This window comes from Acinetobacter legionensis, from assembly GCF_048551735.1.
GTDB lineage: Bacteria > Pseudomonadota > Gammaproteobacteria > Pseudomonadales > Moraxellaceae > Acinetobacter.
The window spans coordinates 16969-34658 of record NZ_JBIMBV010000025.1; the positions used below are offsets into that span (position 1 = coordinate 16969).

At 38.5% G+C, this 17690-nt stretch carries 18 protein-coding genes; 8 read left to right on the forward strand and 10 right to left on the reverse strand.

Features of this window, described 5'->3' with window-relative positions; genetic code table 11:
• The first annotated feature begins 51 nt into the window (after window positions 1-51).
• From ACG9ZL_RS18430 to acnA, 3 genes are all read left to right on the forward strand, one after another.
• Window positions 52-1026: an RsiV family protein gene (locus ACG9ZL_RS18430; protein WP_336953443.1), complete on the forward strand. Its 975-nt coding sequence runs from the start codon at window positions 52-54 to the stop codon at window positions 1024-1026.
• Window positions 1026-1847, forward strand: coding sequence for a TatD family hydrolase (locus ACG9ZL_RS18435; RefSeq protein WP_419329067.1), 822 nt, complete (start codon window positions 1026-1028; stop codon window positions 1845-1847). Before ACG9ZL_RS18430 ends, ACG9ZL_RS18435 begins: the two co-directional genes overlap by 1 nt.
• Window positions 1848-1960: 113 nt before the next feature.
• Window positions 1961-4720 carry an aconitate hydratase AcnA gene (gene acnA / locus ACG9ZL_RS18440; protein ID WP_336953441.1) on the forward strand — a complete coding sequence of 920 codons (2760 nt, stop codon included), beginning with the start codon at window positions 1961-1963 and terminating at the stop codon, window positions 4718-4720.
• A 96-nt stretch (window positions 4721-4816) separates the two neighbouring features.
• On the opposite strand, the gene ACG9ZL_RS18445 is transcribed toward acnA, so the two are convergent.
• Window positions 4817-5542 (reverse strand): DUF4261 domain-containing protein, encoded by a 726-nt coding sequence (locus tag ACG9ZL_RS18445; RefSeq protein WP_336953440.1) that lies wholly within the window; start codon window positions 5540-5542, stop codon window positions 4817-4819.
• 114 nt (window positions 5543-5656) lie between these two features.
• On the opposite strand from ACG9ZL_RS18445, the gene ACG9ZL_RS18450 reads away from it, so the two are divergent.
• The 3 genes from ACG9ZL_RS18450 to ACG9ZL_RS18460 all read left to right on the forward strand — a co-directional run bounded on the left by ACG9ZL_RS18450 (window position 5657) and on the right by ACG9ZL_RS18460 (window position 8203).
• Window positions 5657-6427 carry a tRNA threonylcarbamoyladenosine dehydratase gene (locus tag ACG9ZL_RS18450; protein WP_336953439.1) on the forward strand — a complete coding sequence of 257 codons (771 nt, stop codon included), beginning with the start codon at window positions 5657-5659 and terminating at the stop codon, window positions 6425-6427.
• A 91-nt stretch (window positions 6428-6518) separates the two neighbouring features.
• Window positions 6519-7628 carry a DUF695 domain-containing protein gene (locus tag ACG9ZL_RS18455; protein WP_336953438.1) on the forward strand — a complete coding sequence of 370 codons (1110 nt, stop codon included), beginning with the start codon at window positions 6519-6521 and terminating at the stop codon, window positions 7626-7628.
• 65 nt (window positions 7629-7693) lie between these two features.
• A complete protein-coding gene (locus tag ACG9ZL_RS18460; protein ID WP_419361087.1) occupies window positions 7694-8203 on the forward strand; it encodes a hypothetical protein in 510 nt (169 codons plus the stop codon).
• A 27-nt stretch (window positions 8204-8230) separates the two neighbouring features.
• Here ACG9ZL_RS18460 and ACG9ZL_RS18465 read toward each other — a convergent pair whose 3' ends face one another.
• On the reverse strand, window positions 8231-8368 hold the full coding sequence (locus tag ACG9ZL_RS18465) for a hypothetical protein (protein WP_419361090.1): 138 nt from the start codon (window positions 8366-8368) through the stop codon (window positions 8231-8233).
• A 103-nt stretch (window positions 8369-8471) separates the two neighbouring features.
• Between ACG9ZL_RS18465 and ACG9ZL_RS18470 the strand changes: the two genes are divergently transcribed.
• The gene (locus tag ACG9ZL_RS18470; RefSeq protein WP_419361093.1) at window positions 8472-9365 is read left to right on the forward strand and encodes a LysR family transcriptional regulator; all 894 of its coding nucleotides are present in this window, start codon (window positions 8472-8474) and stop codon (window positions 9363-9365) included.
• A gap of 71 nt (window positions 9366-9436) precedes the next feature.
• On the opposite strand, the gene dusA is transcribed toward ACG9ZL_RS18470, so the two are convergent.
• From dusA to ACG9ZL_RS18485, 3 genes are all read right to left on the reverse strand, one after another.
• On the reverse strand, window positions 9437-10441 hold the full coding sequence (gene dusA, locus ACG9ZL_RS18475; protein ID WP_419329064.1) for a tRNA dihydrouridine(20/20a) synthase DusA: 1005 nt from the start codon (window positions 10439-10441) through the stop codon (window positions 9437-9439).
• A gap of 315 nt (window positions 10442-10756) precedes the next feature.
• Window positions 10757-11071, reverse strand: coding sequence for a branched-chain amino acid transport AzlD family protein (locus ACG9ZL_RS18480; protein WP_209826898.1), 315 nt, complete (start codon window positions 11069-11071; stop codon window positions 10757-10759).
• The gene (locus ACG9ZL_RS18485) at window positions 11068-11778 is read right to left on the reverse strand and encodes an AzlC family ABC transporter permease (protein WP_336953432.1); all 711 of its coding nucleotides are present in this window, start codon (window positions 11776-11778) and stop codon (window positions 11068-11070) included. Before ACG9ZL_RS18485 ends, ACG9ZL_RS18480 begins: the two co-directional genes overlap by 4 nt.
• Before the next feature lie 173 nt (window positions 11779-11951).
• Between ACG9ZL_RS18485 and ACG9ZL_RS18490 the strand changes: the two genes are divergently transcribed.
• Window positions 11952-12821, forward strand: coding sequence for a LysR family transcriptional regulator (locus ACG9ZL_RS18490; protein WP_419361097.1), 870 nt, complete (start codon window positions 11952-11954; stop codon window positions 12819-12821).
• 225 nt (window positions 12822-13046) lie between these two features.
• Here the strand turns inward: ACG9ZL_RS18490 and ACG9ZL_RS18495 are convergent, their stop codons facing one another.
• The 5 genes from ACG9ZL_RS18495 to ACG9ZL_RS18515 form a co-directional block, all read right to left on the reverse strand.
• Complete coding sequence (locus ACG9ZL_RS18495) at window positions 13047-14309, reverse strand: mechanosensitive ion channel family protein (RefSeq protein WP_336953430.1); 1263 nt, start codon at window positions 14307-14309, stop codon at window positions 13047-13049.
• 257 nt (window positions 14310-14566) lie between these two features.
• Entirely contained in the window at window positions 14567-14914 is a 348-nt protein-coding gene (locus ACG9ZL_RS18500; protein WP_228270444.1) for a hypothetical protein, read from the reverse strand.
• A 140-nt stretch (window positions 14915-15054) separates the two neighbouring features.
• Complete coding sequence (locus ACG9ZL_RS18505; RefSeq protein ID WP_419361099.1) at window positions 15055-15471, reverse strand: lysozyme inhibitor LprI family protein; 417 nt, start codon at window positions 15469-15471, stop codon at window positions 15055-15057.
• 544 nt (window positions 15472-16015) lie between these two features.
• Window positions 16016-17206 (reverse strand): MFS transporter, encoded by a 1191-nt coding sequence (locus tag ACG9ZL_RS18510; protein ID WP_419361101.1) that lies wholly within the window; start codon window positions 17204-17206, stop codon window positions 16016-16018.
• Window positions 17207-17228: 22 nt separating this feature from the next.
• Window positions 17229-17660 carry a RidA family protein gene (locus ACG9ZL_RS18515; RefSeq protein WP_419361103.1) on the reverse strand — a complete coding sequence of 144 codons (432 nt, stop codon included), beginning with the start codon at window positions 17658-17660 and terminating at the stop codon, window positions 17229-17231.
• Window positions 17661-17690 lie beyond the last annotated feature (30 nt).

The window sequence follows — 17690 nt, forward strand, 5'->3', positions numbered from 1 at the left end:
GAATATAGAGATTAAAAAATCTTGGCTTGATTCATTGGATAGGTTTGTGAAATGTTAAATCAAAAAAGTACTTTAGCGCTTTCAATTCTGGTGATCACTTTAGGGTTAACTGCATGTCAAAAATCTGACTCGAAAAAAGCAGAGCCAAAAGTTGATCAAAGTGCTGCATCTCAAGTGCCTGATACTTCAATGTTATTACAGGGCGATACAGAAAAAGTAAAATTGACATTACCTGAGTGTAATGGCAATACATGCCCTGAGTTTTCTATAGAAAGACTAAAAAGTAATCAGGCTTTTGTTGATGAAACGATTGATCAAGCGATTTTAGATAATCTGGATAAAATGCTGGATATCGCGCAATTGAGTAAAGCGAAAAAAGACGCAGATCAGCAACAAACGGCTTCACAAGCTTCAGCAAGTGAAGTGCAAGTCAATAAAACCCCTGTTCAGCAATTGCAAGAGCGTGTACAACCTTATGCAAATTCATTCCTTGAGATGGATAAAGAGCTTAAAACATTAGGGGCAAGTGGCCAGATCACGATTAGTTTAAGTCCTAAAATTTTAAACTCAGATAAACCTTTAGCGACGGTGGTATTAAATACCAGTAGTTATTTAGGCGGCGCACATGGGGCATCTGCGCAAACCTATTTTAACTTTGATTTGGTGAGTAAAAAACAAGTTGGCTTGGATCAAATCATTGAAGCCAATCAAAAAGCTAAATTTGAAAAATTGGCACATGATGCATTTAAAACTTGGGTTATCGATTCAAAACTTGCTGAAAGCGTCAATGAATATGAACAGGCGTGGAAGTTTACATTATCAGACAATTTCTATTTGGGTAAACAAGGTCTGATTTTACAATATGGTGAATATGATATCGGGCCTTATGTTGTTGGCTTACCGCGTTTGATGATTCCTTACGATCAGTTAAAAGGCGTGTTGAAAAGTCAATATTTCCCAGCGGAGATGCAAGTTGATCAGCCAAGCAGTTCTGCACCTGTTGCAAGTGGGAAAGCGAAATCCTAATGCCTTGGCCTTTGTTTGATACACATACACATTTTGATGTTCCTGATTTTGATCTGGATCGAGAACAATTGGCCTATCAAGCAAAAAAGGTAGGTGTAGAACATTTGATTTTGATTGGGTTTTTATATGAACGCTTTCAAGATTTGATTGACACTCAACAATTTTTAAATCAGTTAAATAATGCACCCCGAAGCCATCTTGCACCGGGGTTGCATCCCTTTTATATCGAACAACACCGCCTAGAGCATTTAAATGCTTTGGAAAATATACTGAAAACTGAAGCTTGTATTGCGGTTGGTGAAATAGGCTTGGACACGTTTCTTAAACAGCATAAACAAGCTGAAATTTTTCAAAAACAACAAGATTTTTTTTCAGCCCAAATTGAACTCGCCCAGCAATACGATAAGCCAATTCTTCTACATATTCGTAAGTCACATGCTGAAGTTCTTGCAATGTTGAAACAGCACCAGTTTAAACATGGTGGTATTGCACATGCTTTTAGTGGGGGGGTAGAAGAGGCGAAAGCCTTTATTAAATTAGGCTTTAAACTCGGTATCACAGGGCAAATTACCAATCCAAATGCGAAAAAACTGCATACAGTTGTACAAGCGGTTGGTGCGGAACATTTAGTACTAGAAACCGATTGTCCAGATATGACACCGTTGTGTTGCCAGACATCTGACCAGCAGCATACCCGTAATACGCCGGTGAATTTGCCTTTTGTCTTGACGGGTTTAGCTGAAAGCTTGGCAATTGAACGAACAACACTTGCAGGTGTATTGTGGAAAAACTCACATGAATGCTTACATTTACCGATGTAAATTTGAATAAAAATAACCAATCAACAACACCTAAAATAATTATTTGTCTTAGATTTAAAGAAGTACTCCAAGTAGCCAATAAGAAAGTCAACGCCAAGCTGGAGGTTTAACCAATGGCAAAATATGGTCATATCAATAGTTTAAATTCTTTGCAAAACTTAACTGTAGGGAATACAAATTATAAAATTTTTAGTTTAAATCAGGTTCAAGCGAGTTTAGGTGATATTTCAAAATTGCCTAAATCACTCAAAGTACTGCTGGAAAACTTACTCAGATTTGAAGATGATGTAACAGTGAGGCAAAGCGATATTCAAGCGATTGTCGATTGGCAGAACAATAAAACTTCAGATCAAGAAATCCAGTATCGCCCTGCACGAGTATTGATGCAAGATTTTACTGGTGTACCTGCTGTTGTAGATTTGGCTGCGATGCGTGCAGCTGTACAAAAAGCCAATAAAGATCCCAATTTAATTAATCCTTTATCTCCAGTAGATTTGGTCATTGATCACTCTGTGATGGTGGATCATTTTGGGACAGATCATGCGTTCGAAGAAAATGTTGAAATTGAGATGCAACGCAATGGAGAACGTTATCAATTCCTCCGTTGGGGGCAGTCTTCATTTAATAATTTTAGTGTGGTACCACCTGGAACAGGGATTTGTCACCAAGTCAATTTAGAATACCTAGCTCAAGCAGTGTGGCTGGGTGAAAGTGAGGGTGAGGTATTTGCATTTCCCGATACCTTAGTTGGTACAGATTCACACACCACGATGATTAATGGCTTAGGTGTATTGGGTTGGGGCGTGGGGGGGATTGAAGCCGAAGCGGCCATGCTTGGACAGCCGATTTCAATGCTGATTCCTGAAGTGATTGGTTTTAAATTGACAGGAAAATTGCGTGAAGGAATTACCGCAACGGATTTAGTTTTAACTATTACTCAGATGCTACGTAAAAAAGGCGTGGTGGGTAAATTTGTTGAATTTTATGGTGATGGGCTCGCATTTCTACCGCTTGCAGACCGTGCAACCATTGCCAATATGGCGCCCGAATATGGTGCAACATGTGGCTTTTTTCCGATTGATGAAATCACTCTAGGGTATATGCGTTTAACGGGTCGTAAAGAAGATCGTATTGCATTGGTTGAGGCTTATTGTAAAGAACAAGGCTTATGGCGTCATACTGGGGATGAACCTGTATTTACCGATGTGCTTGCATTGGATATGGGAACCGTTGTAGCAAGTGTTGCTGGCCCGAAACGTCCGCAAGATCGAGTGGCATTGCCTGATATCCCACAAACTTTTAGTGACTTAATGGCGCTGGATCTTAAGCCAGCTAAAGGTGAGGAAAAAGAACGTTTAGCCAATGAGGGTGGGGCCGGTAACGCCATTGATTCAAAACAATCTGCATTACAAAATGAAGAACCACATTGTGTGATTGACGGTAAACGCTACCCATTGACGGATGGGGATGTGGTGATTTCTGCGATTACCTCATGTACCAATACTTCTAATCCAAGTGTGATGTTGGCTGCGGGTTTGTTGGCAAAAAAAGCCATCGAAAAAGGCATTCAACGTAAGCCATGGGTGAAAAGCTCTCTAGCACCAGGCTCTAAAGTCGTAACCGATTATTTAGAAGCGGCAGGTTTGATGTCTTATTTAGACCAGTTGGGCTATAACCTGGTTGGTTATGGTTGTACCACATGTATTGGTAATTCAGGGCCATTACCCCAACCGATTGAAGATGCTATTCAGTGCCACGACCTGAATGTTGCATCGGTACTTTCAGGCAACCGAAACTTTGAAGGGCGGGTACATCCTTTGGTAAAAACCAATTGGCTAGCATCACCGCCTTTAGTGGTTGCATTTGGCTTATTGGGCACCATTCGTAGTGACATTACCAGCACAGCATTGGGGCATGATCAGCAAGGACAACCAGTATATTTAAAAGATATTTGGCCGAGTCAAATCGAGATTGATGAGGTGCTGCAAAAAGTCAATACAGCGATGTTCCATAAAGAATATGCGGCAGTTTTTGATGGTGATGAAAAATGGCAAGCAATTCAAATCCCTGACTCTGAAACCTATGAATGGGATGAAAACTCAACGTATATTCGTCATCCTCCATTCTTTGAAGGCATTGATCAACCCGCGAAACCAATTAAAAATATTCTCAATGCAAATATCTTGGCCGTTCTTGGCGACTCAGTCACAACAGATCATATTTCTCCTGCGGGGAATATCAAGAAAGACAGTCCAGCAGGTCGTTATCTAGAAGCGCAGGGTGTCGATCAAAAGGACTTTAACTCTTATGGATCTCGTCGTGGCAATCATGAAGTGATGATGCGAGGAACCTTTGCCAACATTCGTATCAAGAATGAAATGCTCAATGGTGAAGAGGGCGGCAATACCCTCTATATCCCGACAGATGAGAAGTTAGCCATTTACGATGCTGCGATGAAGTATCAGCAAGATGGTACGCCGTTGGTCATCATTGCAGGTAAGGAATATGGTACAGGCTCATCACGTGACTGGGCGGCGAAAGGCACCAATCTTTTAGGAGTAAAAGCGGTAATTACTGAAAGTTTTGAACGAATCCATCGTTCAAATCTTGTTGGTATGGGGGTTTTACCGTTGCAATTTGTGGATGGTCAAACTCGTCAATCACTCAACTTAACTGGGCGTGAGCAACTGTCGATTTATGGACTTTCTGATGACATACAACCACATGAAAGTTTAGATGTGGAGGTTAAACGTGTTGATGGTTCAATAGATCGTTTCAAAGTGTTATGCCGTATTGATACTTTGAATGAAGTGGAATATTTTAAAGCAGGTGGTATCTTGCATTATGTGCTGCGTAATTTAATCGCTTCATAGCCTAATCAATAAATCACGATTTATTTCAGTTCTCCAAGCCCTGTATAGAATGCAGGGCTTTTTTTATTTGTTTAAAAGAGAACTTGATGTTGATTTTTAAGGAAGTAGTGAATTTAATTGCCATATACCGAAGGAGTTAAAATAAAGTGAATCTGCTTCAAAAAACTCAGATGAGGAGCGTTTAGAGAGTTTGAATTTTTCCATATCCTCTTCAGCCCTGAATGTATCACCTTTTTTAAAATCAGGATCTTCGGCTAAAATATAAAGTAGAAATTGATTTAAGGTGAAACTGGCTTCATTGACACTAGACGAAATACAGCCATCTAGTTTTCCAAACTGATGCATGCCGCACGAATAAAGATATTCTTGATCAGAAACAACTGGTATAAATGCCTTAAAAATATCCAATAAATTCGTTGCAGAAAATTCGAGCCATTGTTTTTTGCTATGTGTAAGCCCTGCTGTTTCTATTTTTATACCTAATCCACCTGCCTTTAATAACGCTTGTCCAAGCTTAAAGGCATCTTGTACACTTTGAAAATGACCACCTTTGCATATGAGGTAGAGCACCATATTGTGCTGATCGATTTGATCGAGCTCATGGTCTGAAAAGCGTTGCATACTGAATAATCTGAATATACGACTTACTTCAGGATCATGATTATGTTCTTCAACTTCAACAAAATGATCAGAATACTGTGATGTCATGATCATCCCCGCATAAATATACCCAGTGTCGCATTCAAGCATGGCATGAACTAATTCCTGATGATTTTTCCATACCCCAGGAATGCATAAAATAATCTGTTGTGAATTTTGCATTGTTCGAACTTTTATATTTGTAAAGTTTGATCTTAGCATTGCAAATTTAATTTTTCATTTTCACTGCTTATTTTTGATAAAATGAGCTTGATTTTTTGAGCCTAGATTTGAACCATGACTGAACTTTTCCAAAATGATGAATATGAGCGCCGTTTTGCAGGTGTAGCCAAAATTTATGGAGAAGAGACATTCAATCACTATGAAAAAAGTCATGTCATGGTGATCGGTATTGGTGGGGTCGGCTCATGGGCGGTCGAAGCCTTAGCACGTACAGGGGTTGGCGAGTTAACACTGGTCGATATGGATTCAGTGGCTGCTTCAAATATCAACCGACAGCTGCCTGCAATGACTTCTACATTAGGTCATGAGAAAATTCAAGTGATGGCTGAACGTTGCCGTTCAATTAATCCTCGGATCAAGATCAATTTGATTGATGATTATCTCAGCCCTGAAAATGTGAAAGAAATTTTAGAAAATATTCCCGATATTATTTTAGATTGCATCGATGACGTTAAAGCAAAATTTGCACTCATGCTACATTGTCGTTTTAATAAAATTCCTTTGATTGTTTCGGGTGGGGCAGGTGGTAAGCTTGATCCTCTAAAAATTCGTGTTGCTGATTTATCTAAAACAGAACAAGATCCGATGCTTGCTAAATTGCGGAGTCAGTTGCGCGCCAAAGGCATTTGTAAGAAACCAAAAGAAAAATTTGGCATTACTTGTGTGTATTCAATTGATAATCCTTTTTCTAGTGCTGATGTGTGTGCAAGTGCAGGCTTGCGTTGTGGTGGATATGGCTCGGCTGTAGTGGTGACTTCTAGTTTTGCGATGGTCGCCGTTGCAGAAGTGTTGAAAAAGTTAGATCGGATCAAATTAAGTGCTTAGTATTTTTAAGTAAAAGTTTAGGTTCATTTAAAAATCATAAAAATTCAGTTAAATTAATCTGAAATAAACGCAATAACAGAGAACAATCAAAATGAGTTTTTTCAAAAAGTTATTTGGAAAGAAACAACAACAAATACAAATCAATCGAAACCGCTATGCTGAATTTTGGCAATGGTTTGAACAGCATCAAGAGGATTTTCACCGTATTGTGGATGAGTTAAATCAAGATACGATTCAGGCGGATTTCTTTGATAAATTATCGCCTGAATTGGCCAAAGTTCATGGTGGAATTTTTTTCCTTACCGGGATGCTTGATTCACAAACAGCTGAATTAATTTTAACGCCAGATGGTGTTGTGGCAAACATTGTATTTGTAGAGGAATTGGTGGCAGCAGCCCCTGAAATTCCCGGCTGGAAATTTACCGCACTTAAACCCGCAAGTGATATTCAGCAAACCAGTATTGGTATGCATGGTCATGAGTTTAGTCAAAAAACGCTATCGTTTTATTTAAAAGACCATGAAGAATATCCAGATGAAATTGATCTCGTGGTTGTGCATGATCAATATAATGAAGCTCAAAAAGCTGAATTCTTACAAGCAGTTTATATCTTTTTGGATAATTATTTGGGCGAATATGATTCGATTACAAAACTAGATCAAGTTTCGCTGCAATTCAGACAAGATGCTGAAAAAGAATTAATGCCTATCGATCGTTTAAAGAATATTTTAATTTTAAAGAACGGTGAAATTTCTCGCTTAGACAAAATAACTCGTTCAAGTACTGATGAAGATGAATATATCAGTTTGGAGGGGGAGACCAATGAAAGTTTGCCTTTGGTGGCGATCTTAAATAGTACCCTTTTAACATGGGATCAAAAGGCTTCTCACCCTTGGATGATGCTGGTTGAAATACCTTATGCTGGTCAGAACTCCAGTGGTATGCCATCTGCTACAGATTATGAGTTGCTTAACACGATTGAAGAAGAATTATTAAATGAGCTAAAAGATTTTGAAGGGTATTTAAATATTGGACGCGAAACGGGTAATAACTTAAGAACTATGTATTTTGCTTGTAAAGAGTTTAGAAAACCCGCCAAAGTTATAGATCAGGTGGTTGAAAAATATCAGAACAATTTTGAAATCGATGTCAGCCTATTTAAAGATAAATATTGGCGTTGTTTAAATAAGTTTGGTTGTTAACTATGCTGAAAAGTCGCTTGAAATGCTCTATAGCATTCAGACCATAAACATGGACAGCTTAGAGAATGAAGAGGCTTTTTAATCGACCTATCCTCGATCTTAAAATAACCCTATTGGCGATCCTACTGATTGGCGGGATTGCATATTACCTTTATTCAACGGTTCGTCATTTTCAGGCGGCCAACCAATTGGATGAAGCTAAAACAATAATGCGTGATATACAGAACTTGCTGGGCTGGTCAATCCTTCAACCTCAAGCAAATGCAATTCAAGTCTGTAATTTGCAAAATATCCAACAGATCAGCAAACAGGAAGAGTTTCAAAAGATCAAGCAACTGTTGGGCTGGGAGGTCAATATTCAACAACACAGCAAATATGTTGAAAGTATAAACGTGTATGCAGCACCTGATTTACACGGCTGTATTATACGTGCTCATTTTCGAAAAGACGCCTTTGTGAGTGATGATCTTGCTGGCAAGTATATTACTTACCAATATGATTTTAAAAAAAGCACCACAATATGCGTCACAAATATAAAAAAGTATGCTTTAGTGAAATCTTGCACGCGTTTGTAAAAAACATACTTTATCTGTTCCGCTCAATCAGTCCTGTAAATAAATAAACTCAGGCTGTTGGGGCACTTTGCCTGTTTGTTTTGCGATAAAACCATCATAAAGATTGAGTAAAACAACAGCGCAAATAATACAAATAAAAACCAGTAATTGTTTGGATGTCCTCATACTATTTCTCTCTGATGTAAGTCGCTTTAAGTAAAGTCTAGTGAAATCAAACAATCTAATCTAATATAGAAAAAAGCAGAATTGATCTAATTTTGAGATGGATATGGCGACATTCAAACAATTTAATTATTTGATTAGAATTGTGGAAGAAGGTGGTTTTATTGCGGCTTCTGAAAAGTTGTTTATTGCCCAATCTGCTTTAAGTCGCCAGATTAAGCTTTTGGAGGACGAAGTAGGATTTGAAATTTTTGACCGCAGTGATAAAAAAATAAAACTCACCCAAGCCGGACAGTTCTTTTATGCTCAAATTAAAAATAATTTGCTTAACTTAGATCATATTATTGAAAATGCTAAAGATATTGCAGATGGACAAAATCGGCTCATCAAAATTGCACACTCAAGCACTATTACCATGAGCTTAGAAAAAGTTAAAGTATTTGATCAAACCTCAAAGTATCTCAATGTTAATTTCGAGATCAACACCTTGTCATCTGAAGACCAAATTCTTGCACTGATGAAAGGAAATATTGATGTTGGTTTTATTCGCCCACCTGTCTTAAATCGCTTAGATGAGTTATATGCAACCACGCTCTACCCTGAGCCCTTATACGTTGCACTTCATCAAAATCATATTTTAGTTTCAGAACGCAGTATTAAAATCCAACAGTTAAAGCATGAAAATTTTGTTTCTACACCACATGCGGAACGGGGCGGATTAAGTTACTTGGTTGCAAACCTTTGCCTAAGTGCTGGTTTTTCTCCAAAGAAAGCGGCGGTTCAGTCCCGTAAAGTTTCACAATTGCAATTGGTGGCTGCTGAAATTGGAATTTGTATTGTTCCTGAAGAATTTAGACATATTCTGCCTAAACAGGTAAGACTGATTGCTTTGGATGCAGAAAATGCATGGTCTGATGTTGTGATGGTCTGGAGTAAAAATGCAGATGGTGTCATTCAGCGATGTACTGAATACATGATCAAACAGTTTCAACGATTTTAAAGACCATCGTTTGATTGAAAAGATAGCTGTGGATTAAGACTGTATTGAATCGTAGAAATTTTCAGTCGTGATCAGACAGACTGTTCTCGAATATAATCTTCTGTTCGCTTCATGGCTTCTTTAATATTGATAATGGCATTTTCAACATCTGCAAATGTTTTGGCATTACCGCCACTTAAAGCTTGACGCCATTTACGCGCACCGGGAAGGTTTTGAAATAAGCCTAAAATATGGCGCGTAATAATCGATAGAGGTGCGCCTTCTTGCATACGTTTGGCAATATAAGGCAGCATTTGATCGATAATTTCAAAGCGATCAGGTAAGTCTAAGTTCCAGAGTTGACCTAATTCTGCCAAGAGGTAAGGGTTGTGATAAGCCTCACGCCCAATCATGACCCCATCAACATGCTTTAAATGTGCTTGAGTTTCAGCAAAAGTCTTAACCCCACCATTGATCTCAATCAGCAACTCAGGACGCTCTTGTTTTAAACGATAAACATCTTCGTAGCGTAGTGGTGGAACATCGCGGTTTTCTTTTGGTGATAAACCTTGAAGCAAGGCAATACGGGCATGTACGATAAAATTATCACATCCAGTTTTCGCAACTGTATCGACAAAATGTAGCATCTCTTCATAAGATTGCATGTCATCAATACCGATGCGGTGTTTTACAGTAACTGGAATATCAACTGCATTACGCATTTCAGCAATACATTCTGCAACCAAATCAGGCTCTGCCATTAAGCAGGCACCAATCTTATTGTTTTGCACGCGGTCACTTGGACAGCCCACATTTAAATTGATTTCGTCATAACCCCAGTCTTGAGCCATTTTGCTACACGTTGCAAGATCTTTAGGATTTGAACCACCGAGCTGTAGAACAATTGGATGTTCTTCATGGTTATAGTCCAAATGACGATTTGCTCCGCCATAGATGATGGCACCTGTGGTGACCATTTCTGTATAGAGGATAATATTGGGGTTAAACAAACGTGCAAAGAAACGATAGTCACGAGTTGTCCAATCCATCATCGGGGCGACCGAAATACGAGGCGTTAAAGATTGGAGCTCAGACATACAGTCAACCTGAAAAAGATAGAAAAAAAGCAAGTGCGGATTATACGTGCTTTATTTTAAAATCAATAGCCATACTCAAAAGATAGAATTTGTAAATCGAATTAAAATTTTGATTATGATGGTGATTTTTAAATGTGAGAAAGTAAGATTTATGGGGCTTGATTAAAGCGTTATCAACTTGGTGAAACCGCTTAAAAATAAAATTAGTGTGTTGGTAGAGCATATTGGTTGAACAAAATACGGTGTGGCTTAGCACTACAAGTACGCAATAACATGAGCTATAAATGCCCTAAATCTCTTGAACTCTCTATCACTTTATACAAAATACTGACGGAATAAAGCTGCTGCCAATATTCCTGCTGCAATCGCCAACAGCGGTTTTTTAAGCAGTAGCATAACGATCAATGTTGTCAGTAACGCCAAACGAGCGCCATGATCACCTTCAACCGCAATGGGGGCCAAAAGTGCAACCAGTACAGACCCCGACATTGCATTAATGAATCGTTGCACACGATCACTAATAGGAACATAAGACATAATTAAAACACCACCCCAGCGAGTGGCTAATGTCACAACGGCCATAATAAAAATAATAATCAAGGGATAAGTAGTGCTAATTTCTAGGTTCATACCCGTTTCTCTTTCCAGAAAATTCCGACAATTCCGCCAAATAAGGCACCCACAACGACATGACTATTTTCTGGTAAGTACCAATAGGCTAGTAATGAACTACAGGCAGCGATTGCCCAGATGATGAGTATTCTGAGATTTTTTTGTCCACCCACAACCATCGCCAGTAGAAAACAAGCCATGACCATATCTAATCCCAGTAGTGCAGGATGATGAATGACATTACCAAAATAGAAACCCAGTCCTGTGCCTAAAACCCACGCGAGCCAAAGCGCAATGCCCCCTCCAAACAATAAGCCCATCCCTGATTCACCACGATTAAATGCTTGTAGTGAGAGTGCCCAATTGGCATCAGAAATAACCAGCAAGATACTGTATCGTTTGATGGGAGGCAGGTGACGTAACCAAGGATAAAGAGATGCGCCCATTAAAAGATGCCGAGCATTGATAAAGAAAACTGTGACTATTAAGGGAATCAGTGATATTTGCGCACCCCATAGTTCTAAAGTCGCAAATTGAGATGCTCCTGCAAAAACAAAGCTACTCATTAACATGATAGAGCTATTGTCTAGTCCTGTTTGCGTTGCAGCTAAGCCGAAAGCAGCCCCAAAAATCACCACGAAAGATGAAATTGGAAGAAGGCTTTTAAAGCCTGACCAAACTTGGGAATAACTTAAACTGTAAATATCTGGGTCAACATTCGACAAAATAATTTCCTTATCTTTTTAAATTTTCTAATGAGCTATATACCTAATGATCGCTGATGAAAATTAGGGGAAACTCCTTCTTTTCTTAATAAATTATGGACTTAGAAAGTTAGAATGAAAAGCGCATAATTCTTACATATACTATTCGAAAATCGAATAATTTGGGGGTGATCATGAATCTACAAAATCTACAGATTGATTGGTTAAAATGTTTTGTCGCAGTTGTTGATACAGGTTCTCTTTCAAATGCAGCACCTGAGCTATACCGTTCACAGTCTGCTGTCAGTATGCAGTTAAAAAAACTGGAATGCGCTTTAAAATGCCAACTTTTAGTTCGAACGCATAGACAAATTCAACTCACTTCTGAAGGACAACTTCTTTTAGGTTATGCAAGACGGATACTTGATCTACACCATGAAACACAAATGGCTTTTAATGGAGAAGAGTTAACTGGTCGGATTAGACTTGGTGTACCCGATGATTACGCTGCTAAATATCTAACGCCTGTGCTTAAGCGTTTTGCACCACGTCATAGCAGCGTTGAAATAGAATTTATTTGTGAACAATCGACTTCATTGATCCCACGTATAGAAAATGGCGAGATTGATTTAGCTTTGATTTCAAGGGATAACCCCCGTCAAGGCACTTTATTGTTTCATGAGCCAATGGTGTGGGTAGGTTCTCCCCAATTTGAATTATGGCGTGAAGATCCGATACCTATTGCTGTTTATGAAAGTACCAGTTTAGCCAAAAAAAGTGCGATCAATTCGCTTGCATTGCAAGGTCGCCGTTATCGTGTGGTTTATAATAGTTCAAGTTTAATCGGGCAAATTGCAGCAGTTGAAAGTGGTTTGGCCGTCGCAGTTTTCACACAATGTAGCGCCCCTCAGCATTTAGAAATTTTGGGAGCGGAGCATAGACTAGGCCCATTAGCACCCATGGAAGCATCTGTATATAGAAGTAGAGCCTCGCTTAATTCAAAAGCGGTCGATCATTTATATGAACTGTTAATTAAGACATTAAGGCAATCCATTACCTATTAAGAAGGTTTTTATTTAGATATTTCACATAAACTTGAAAAAATCTATGTATAAAATTAATTTTTAAGTCTTGCCAATATTGGGGGGTAGTAATTTTAAAAGATACATTAAAAGCAATAGAGGAAAGCTTTTCTATTTGCAATCTTCGTTCATTGCAAGCAAGCCCATGCTTATCGCATGGGCATTTTTAATGTAAATGATCAGGGGCAGAACCCCCTGACCAACAACTCAGAACAGAAGTTCCGAGCTACTTTCAGCATGTTTTGACAATGAGCGTAGATCTGAACCAGAAGGCGCTTGATAAATTTTTAGCCCAAACTCAGGGATAATTGCCATCAGATGGTCAAATATATCAGACTGGATTGCCTCATAATCATTCCATACCGTTGTATTGGCAAATGCATAGATTTCCAGTGGTAATCCCTCACTCGTCGGTTGTAACTGACGGATAATTAAGGATTGGTTTTTAGCAATACCAGCATGTTGTTTTAAGTAGAACTCCACATAGGCCCGAAATGTTCCAATATTGGTTAAGCGGCGCTGGTTATAGACTGACTGATCTTCAAACTGCTGATTAAAGCTGTCCAGTTCAGATTGTTTATTATCCAAATACTGATCCAGTAACAGGAAAGCTTTTAATTTCTGTTGTTCTTCATGGGTAATAAAATGAATGCTGGTTTGATCAATAAAGATTGAGCGCTTGATTCGTCTCGCCCCCAACAATTTCATCCCACGCCAGTTTTTAAAGGTATCCGTGACCAACTTATTGGTGGGAATTGTGGTAAAGGTTTTATCAAAATTCTGTACAGTAATGGTATGTAAGGACATATCAATAACATCACCATCTGCATTTAATGTTGGCATTTCAATCCAATCACCGATACGAACCATATCGTAGGAAGAGATTTGCACCGACGCTACCAAGGACAGAATCGTATTTTGAAAAACTAGTAACAATACCGCTGCCATCGCACCAAAACCAGCAAGCAGGGTAAAAACATCTTTCTTTAAGAAAGTACCCAAGATTAGCAGACCACAAACGATAAACAGAATCAGCTTGATCAGTTGAAGATAGCCTTTGATGGGCTTATTCAGTGATTTTGGATTACGTTGATAAAGCAGATTGAAAACATTTAAAAGTTCACTGATGGCCAGTGCAATGGTCAGGAAGATAAAAGCCTGTGCAGCCATTTGTATCAGGCCAACCGCTTTTAAGGACAAATGTGGAACTGTGGAAATACCATTTAAAATAACAATGGCAGGAACAATATTCGCCACTCTGCGGATAACACTATGCTGAGAAAAAATTTCACTATGTGCAAACTTCATTTTTGAAATAAGTTTACGTATCCCACGAACAACAACTTGTTTTGCAATATAATTTGCGACAAAAGCGAAAAAAATTAGAATGAATAATGATGTTAGCATCTCTAGCCATGGATACTGATCAGACCATTCCTGAATATTCTTTAAGAAGGCAAATTTATCCAAAAGTACAACCTCAAAATAGCAGATACGCTATTGTATTGATTGTGAATGACAATAATTTATAAAAATACTTTTTAGCTACATTCGGGCATCAATTACTTACTCAACAAGATTGACAGACTCTCAGAAAGTCCAAGTGAGTAGGTGAAGATAAGTATGCAACCGTTGGGCATAGGTAAGCCCAGTTTCACGGATTACAATATGCCAATCAACAGTACTTTATTGAATACGATGGGATGCTCAGTTTTAATTTGTGAGACTCAATAGTGGCTGATTTTATCCGCAAGATTGGCAATACGGTTCAGACGGCAAGACTGTGCATCTAACATTTGTCCTTGTCCTTCGGTTTTCGGATCCCAATTACAATACTTGTCGGTGTTTTCCCACCATGCTGCGATTTCATCCATCTGCCGGTCTTTTTTCACACTGTCTGGACGACTGATGATTTTGGCAAAGGCCTGTTGAACGCGGTTCTTATGTTGAGCATATTCTTGGTCCATACAGCTTTGCATTTCAAATGTTACTGCACCACTTTGTTTTATACATTGGCCATAACTGCTGCTTAATTTGGCATGAATATAAGAATCATCTGGAAGGGGACGAGACATTTCATCATCGGCAAAAGTTGCAAAAGGCAGAAGAAAGATGAACAACAATGTAATACTTTTAATTTTTTTCATATATTTAACCTTTAGTTTTATATTGATCTCGCTATGTGTTCTTGAATATCTCTATGCTTTAATTCGCATTATTGAAGTAAATTCAGATAGCGTTGCAATTGTGCAGTACGGCCTGCGATACGCTGTATATCATTAAGTTCAGTTTGCAAGTTGTCTGGCTGTGATTGACCATACAGCGTTGTTTCCAGTTCAGCATCACTTTGACGTGATTGTAGCCAAATGCGTTGCGATGCAACCAGTTTTGTTTTCTGGTTAGCATTCAAATGCGATTGTAATTTTTTATAGATACTATTCAATCGCGCATCTTGACGTTTAGCCTCATCTTTTAGACAAGTTGCCTGTTCAATGATACCTTGGGCACTGTTGTCACAGTTTATAAAAGCTTGGCTTAATAAGTTTTCATTACCTATTGGCGCAGCGAAGACCAAACTTGAAAAAGTACATAAAAAACTAATCGGTAAGCATGCTAATCGTATTTTTTTCATAAGGGATAAGCTCTTGGTTGATCTATCAGGATGTATGTTATAGGCAAACTATTGTGCTGTATGATTGATTGAGGATCAATGTTCGCTACTGTGCGAGCTGAATAAAACTTTGCTTGAGTATCGTCAATCACGCTTTAGCAAAGATAAACAGGGTTATCATTTTGACCAAAGTGTACCAATTTTAAACTTGAATAATCATGGATATTTGGATGTTTTTTCTAAAAACATAGATTGTCCTGTACAAATTTATTGAAAGGCCTGAGATTTATCTTGCGTATAATTACTCCTCCTCAACTGTCTTATTTATATAGCTTCAAGAGAGTAACCCGCATATTCATTTAAATTGAAAGTGTGTACACAGCATTTTTGGAATTTTATCGCAGACACTTGATATGAATATATTATGATCGGTTTTTTCACACAATAGTTACAGTGAATATTATTCAAATAGAATGATTTGGGTATCCGTTTTTTTATTAAAATAATAAGTCTCTTAAAAAATCAAAATCCCTCAAATTTTGAAGGATTGTGATTTTAGAATGCTTTAAATGGTCTGTGCTCTATTGAGATATAGACGATCTAGCAGAGAAAATAGTGCAGACCCCATAACCAGACATACACCAACAAGACAAGTCATGGTCCAACCTCCATGATGCCATGCATAAACCCCTAAAGCAGAACCACATGCACCACCTGTGAAATAGGCTGTCATATAGATAGAGTTAATCCGAGATTTCGCATCTGGGCGTAAACGGAAAATGATATTTTGATTGCTGGTATGAACCACAGCGAGTCCAAAGCTAATCAGGCCATACCCTAAAATATAACTGGTGAGGTACTTTCCACCGAAATAAAGCAGCGCCCAACTGATGATCATCAACGCTACCCCAATCCATGTCAGGATACTGGTATGTCCACGGTCTGCAATTTTACCAATTTTTGCAGTGGCTAAAGCACCAAATACCCCAATGATCGTTGCAACACCAACCAAAACATCAGGTAATTTAAACGGTTCAGAAGTTAGTAAAACAGCAATCGTTGAAAATAAAATACTCACGGCTGCAAATGCAAAGCCACCAATAATTGCACGATAGACTAAACGACGTTCTTCTTTTAACAGCACACCCATCGAGTAGAAAATTTTGCCATAACTCATTTTAAACACAGGTACATGCGGCAGACGTTTTTTCAATAAATAGGCAAGTATTAACATCAATACCGCACTAACAAAGTAAATCAGTTTCCAGTTAAACAGGTTAGACAACAAACCGGCAAGACTGGTGGAAAGTAGTAATCCAACCAATAGTCCACTCATTAAAAAGCCAACAACTTCTCCTGTTTTTTCAGGTTTAACTGCCATCGTTGCAAGAGGGATTAACACCTGAGCCGCAACTGAAAATAGACCTGTAATAATTGTGCCAACCCAAAGCATGGGTAAATTGACTGCAAAAGCACACATCAATAAACCAATCGCAGCACAAAACATTAACCACGGAATAAATTTGATTTTATTGACGATATCGCCCATGGGCACAATGAATAAAAGACCAAGTGCATAAGACACTTGAGCAAAGGTCACTGTAAGTGCCACTTGTGATTCTGGCATGTTGAAATAGAGTTGAATCGAGTGAATCAGCGGCTGACTATAATAGTTTGCTCCTGCGCATAAACCGCAGGCAATCGCCATCAGCCAAAGTAATGCTTTATTTTGGCTAATATCGAGTTGAGCATTCATAAAAATATCCTAGTTCTTGGAGTTACATACAATAGGCAGTTGCTTCAATTTCAATGAGCATTCCTTGTAAAGCAAGACACGGGACAGGAATCAGTGTACACGCAGGGAAAGGTTGATCTTTCCAAAGTTGTTGCATTTCCTGAATTAAAAACTGATGTTTTTTGGTACTGTGATCGACCAAAAGCACTCTTAAAACAGCAATATCCAATAATGATGCATCAGCCGCTTGTAGGGCATGTTGCAGATTGACAAAAGCTTGATGAACTTGTTGTGCAAAATCTTGGGATAATTGTCCTTGTTGGTTTTCACCACCTTGTCCAGATATATGCAAAATACGTAAATAATGGCGTACTTCAGCCACATGACTATACGCAAATGCTGTTGGATTATAAAGTGTATTTGGGTTAATTATTTGGAACGATTTGATCTGTGCAGATTCTGATCTGGAATTCATGGATGACTCTTTTGATTGACTGGAAATTTC

Bases quoted from the DNA above. Each gene is read 5' to 3' on its own strand.
- ACG9ZL_RS18430 (WP_336953443.1), top strand. From the start codon at position 52: ATGTTAAATCAAAAAAGTACTTTAGCGCTTTCAATTCTGGTGATCACT.
- ACG9ZL_RS18435 (WP_419329067.1), top strand. From the start codon at position 1,026: ATGCCTTGGCCTTTGTTTGATACACATACACATTTTGATGTTCCTGAT.
- acnA (WP_336953441.1), top strand. From the start codon at position 1,961: ATGGCAAAATATGGTCATATCAATAGTTTAAATTCTTTGCAAAACTTA.
- ACG9ZL_RS18445 (WP_336953440.1), bottom strand. From the start codon at position 5,542: ATGCAAAATTCACAACAGATTATTTTATGCATTCCTGGGGTATGGAAA.
- ACG9ZL_RS18450 (WP_336953439.1), top strand. From the start codon at position 5,657: ATGACTGAACTTTTCCAAAATGATGAATATGAGCGCCGTTTTGCAGGT.
- ACG9ZL_RS18455 (WP_336953438.1), top strand. From the start codon at position 6,519: ATGAGTTTTTTCAAAAAGTTATTTGGAAAGAAACAACAACAAATACAA.
- ACG9ZL_RS18460 (WP_419361087.1), top strand. From the start codon at position 7,694: ATGAAGAGGCTTTTTAATCGACCTATCCTCGATCTTAAAATAACCCTA.
- ACG9ZL_RS18465 (WP_419361090.1), bottom strand. From the start codon at position 8,368: ATGAGGACATCCAAACAATTACTGGTTTTTATTTGTATTATTTGCGCT.
- ACG9ZL_RS18470 (WP_419361093.1), top strand. From the start codon at position 8,472: ATGGCGACATTCAAACAATTTAATTATTTGATTAGAATTGTGGAAGAA.
- dusA (WP_419329064.1), bottom strand. From the start codon at position 10,441: ATGTCTGAGCTCCAATCTTTAACGCCTCGTATTTCGGTCGCCCCGATG.
- ACG9ZL_RS18480 (WP_209826898.1), bottom strand. From the start codon at position 11,071: ATGAACCTAGAAATTAGCACTACTTATCCCTTGATTATTATTTTTATT.
- ACG9ZL_RS18490 (WP_419361097.1), top strand. From the start codon at position 11,952: ATGAATCTACAAAATCTACAGATTGATTGGTTAAAATGTTTTGTCGCA.
- ACG9ZL_RS18500 (WP_228270444.1), bottom strand. From the start codon at position 14,914: ATGTCTCGTCCCCTTCCAGATGATTCTTATATTCATGCCAAATTAAGC.
- ACG9ZL_RS18505 (WP_419361099.1), bottom strand. From the start codon at position 15,471: ATGAAAAAAATACGATTAGCATGCTTACCGATTAGTTTTTTATGTACT.
- ACG9ZL_RS18510 (WP_419361101.1), bottom strand. From the start codon at position 17,206: ATGAATGCTCAACTCGATATTAGCCAAAATAAAGCATTACTTTGGCTG.
- ACG9ZL_RS18515 (WP_419361103.1), bottom strand. From the start codon at position 17,660: ATGAATTCCAGATCAGAATCTGCACAGATCAAATCGTTCCAAATAATT.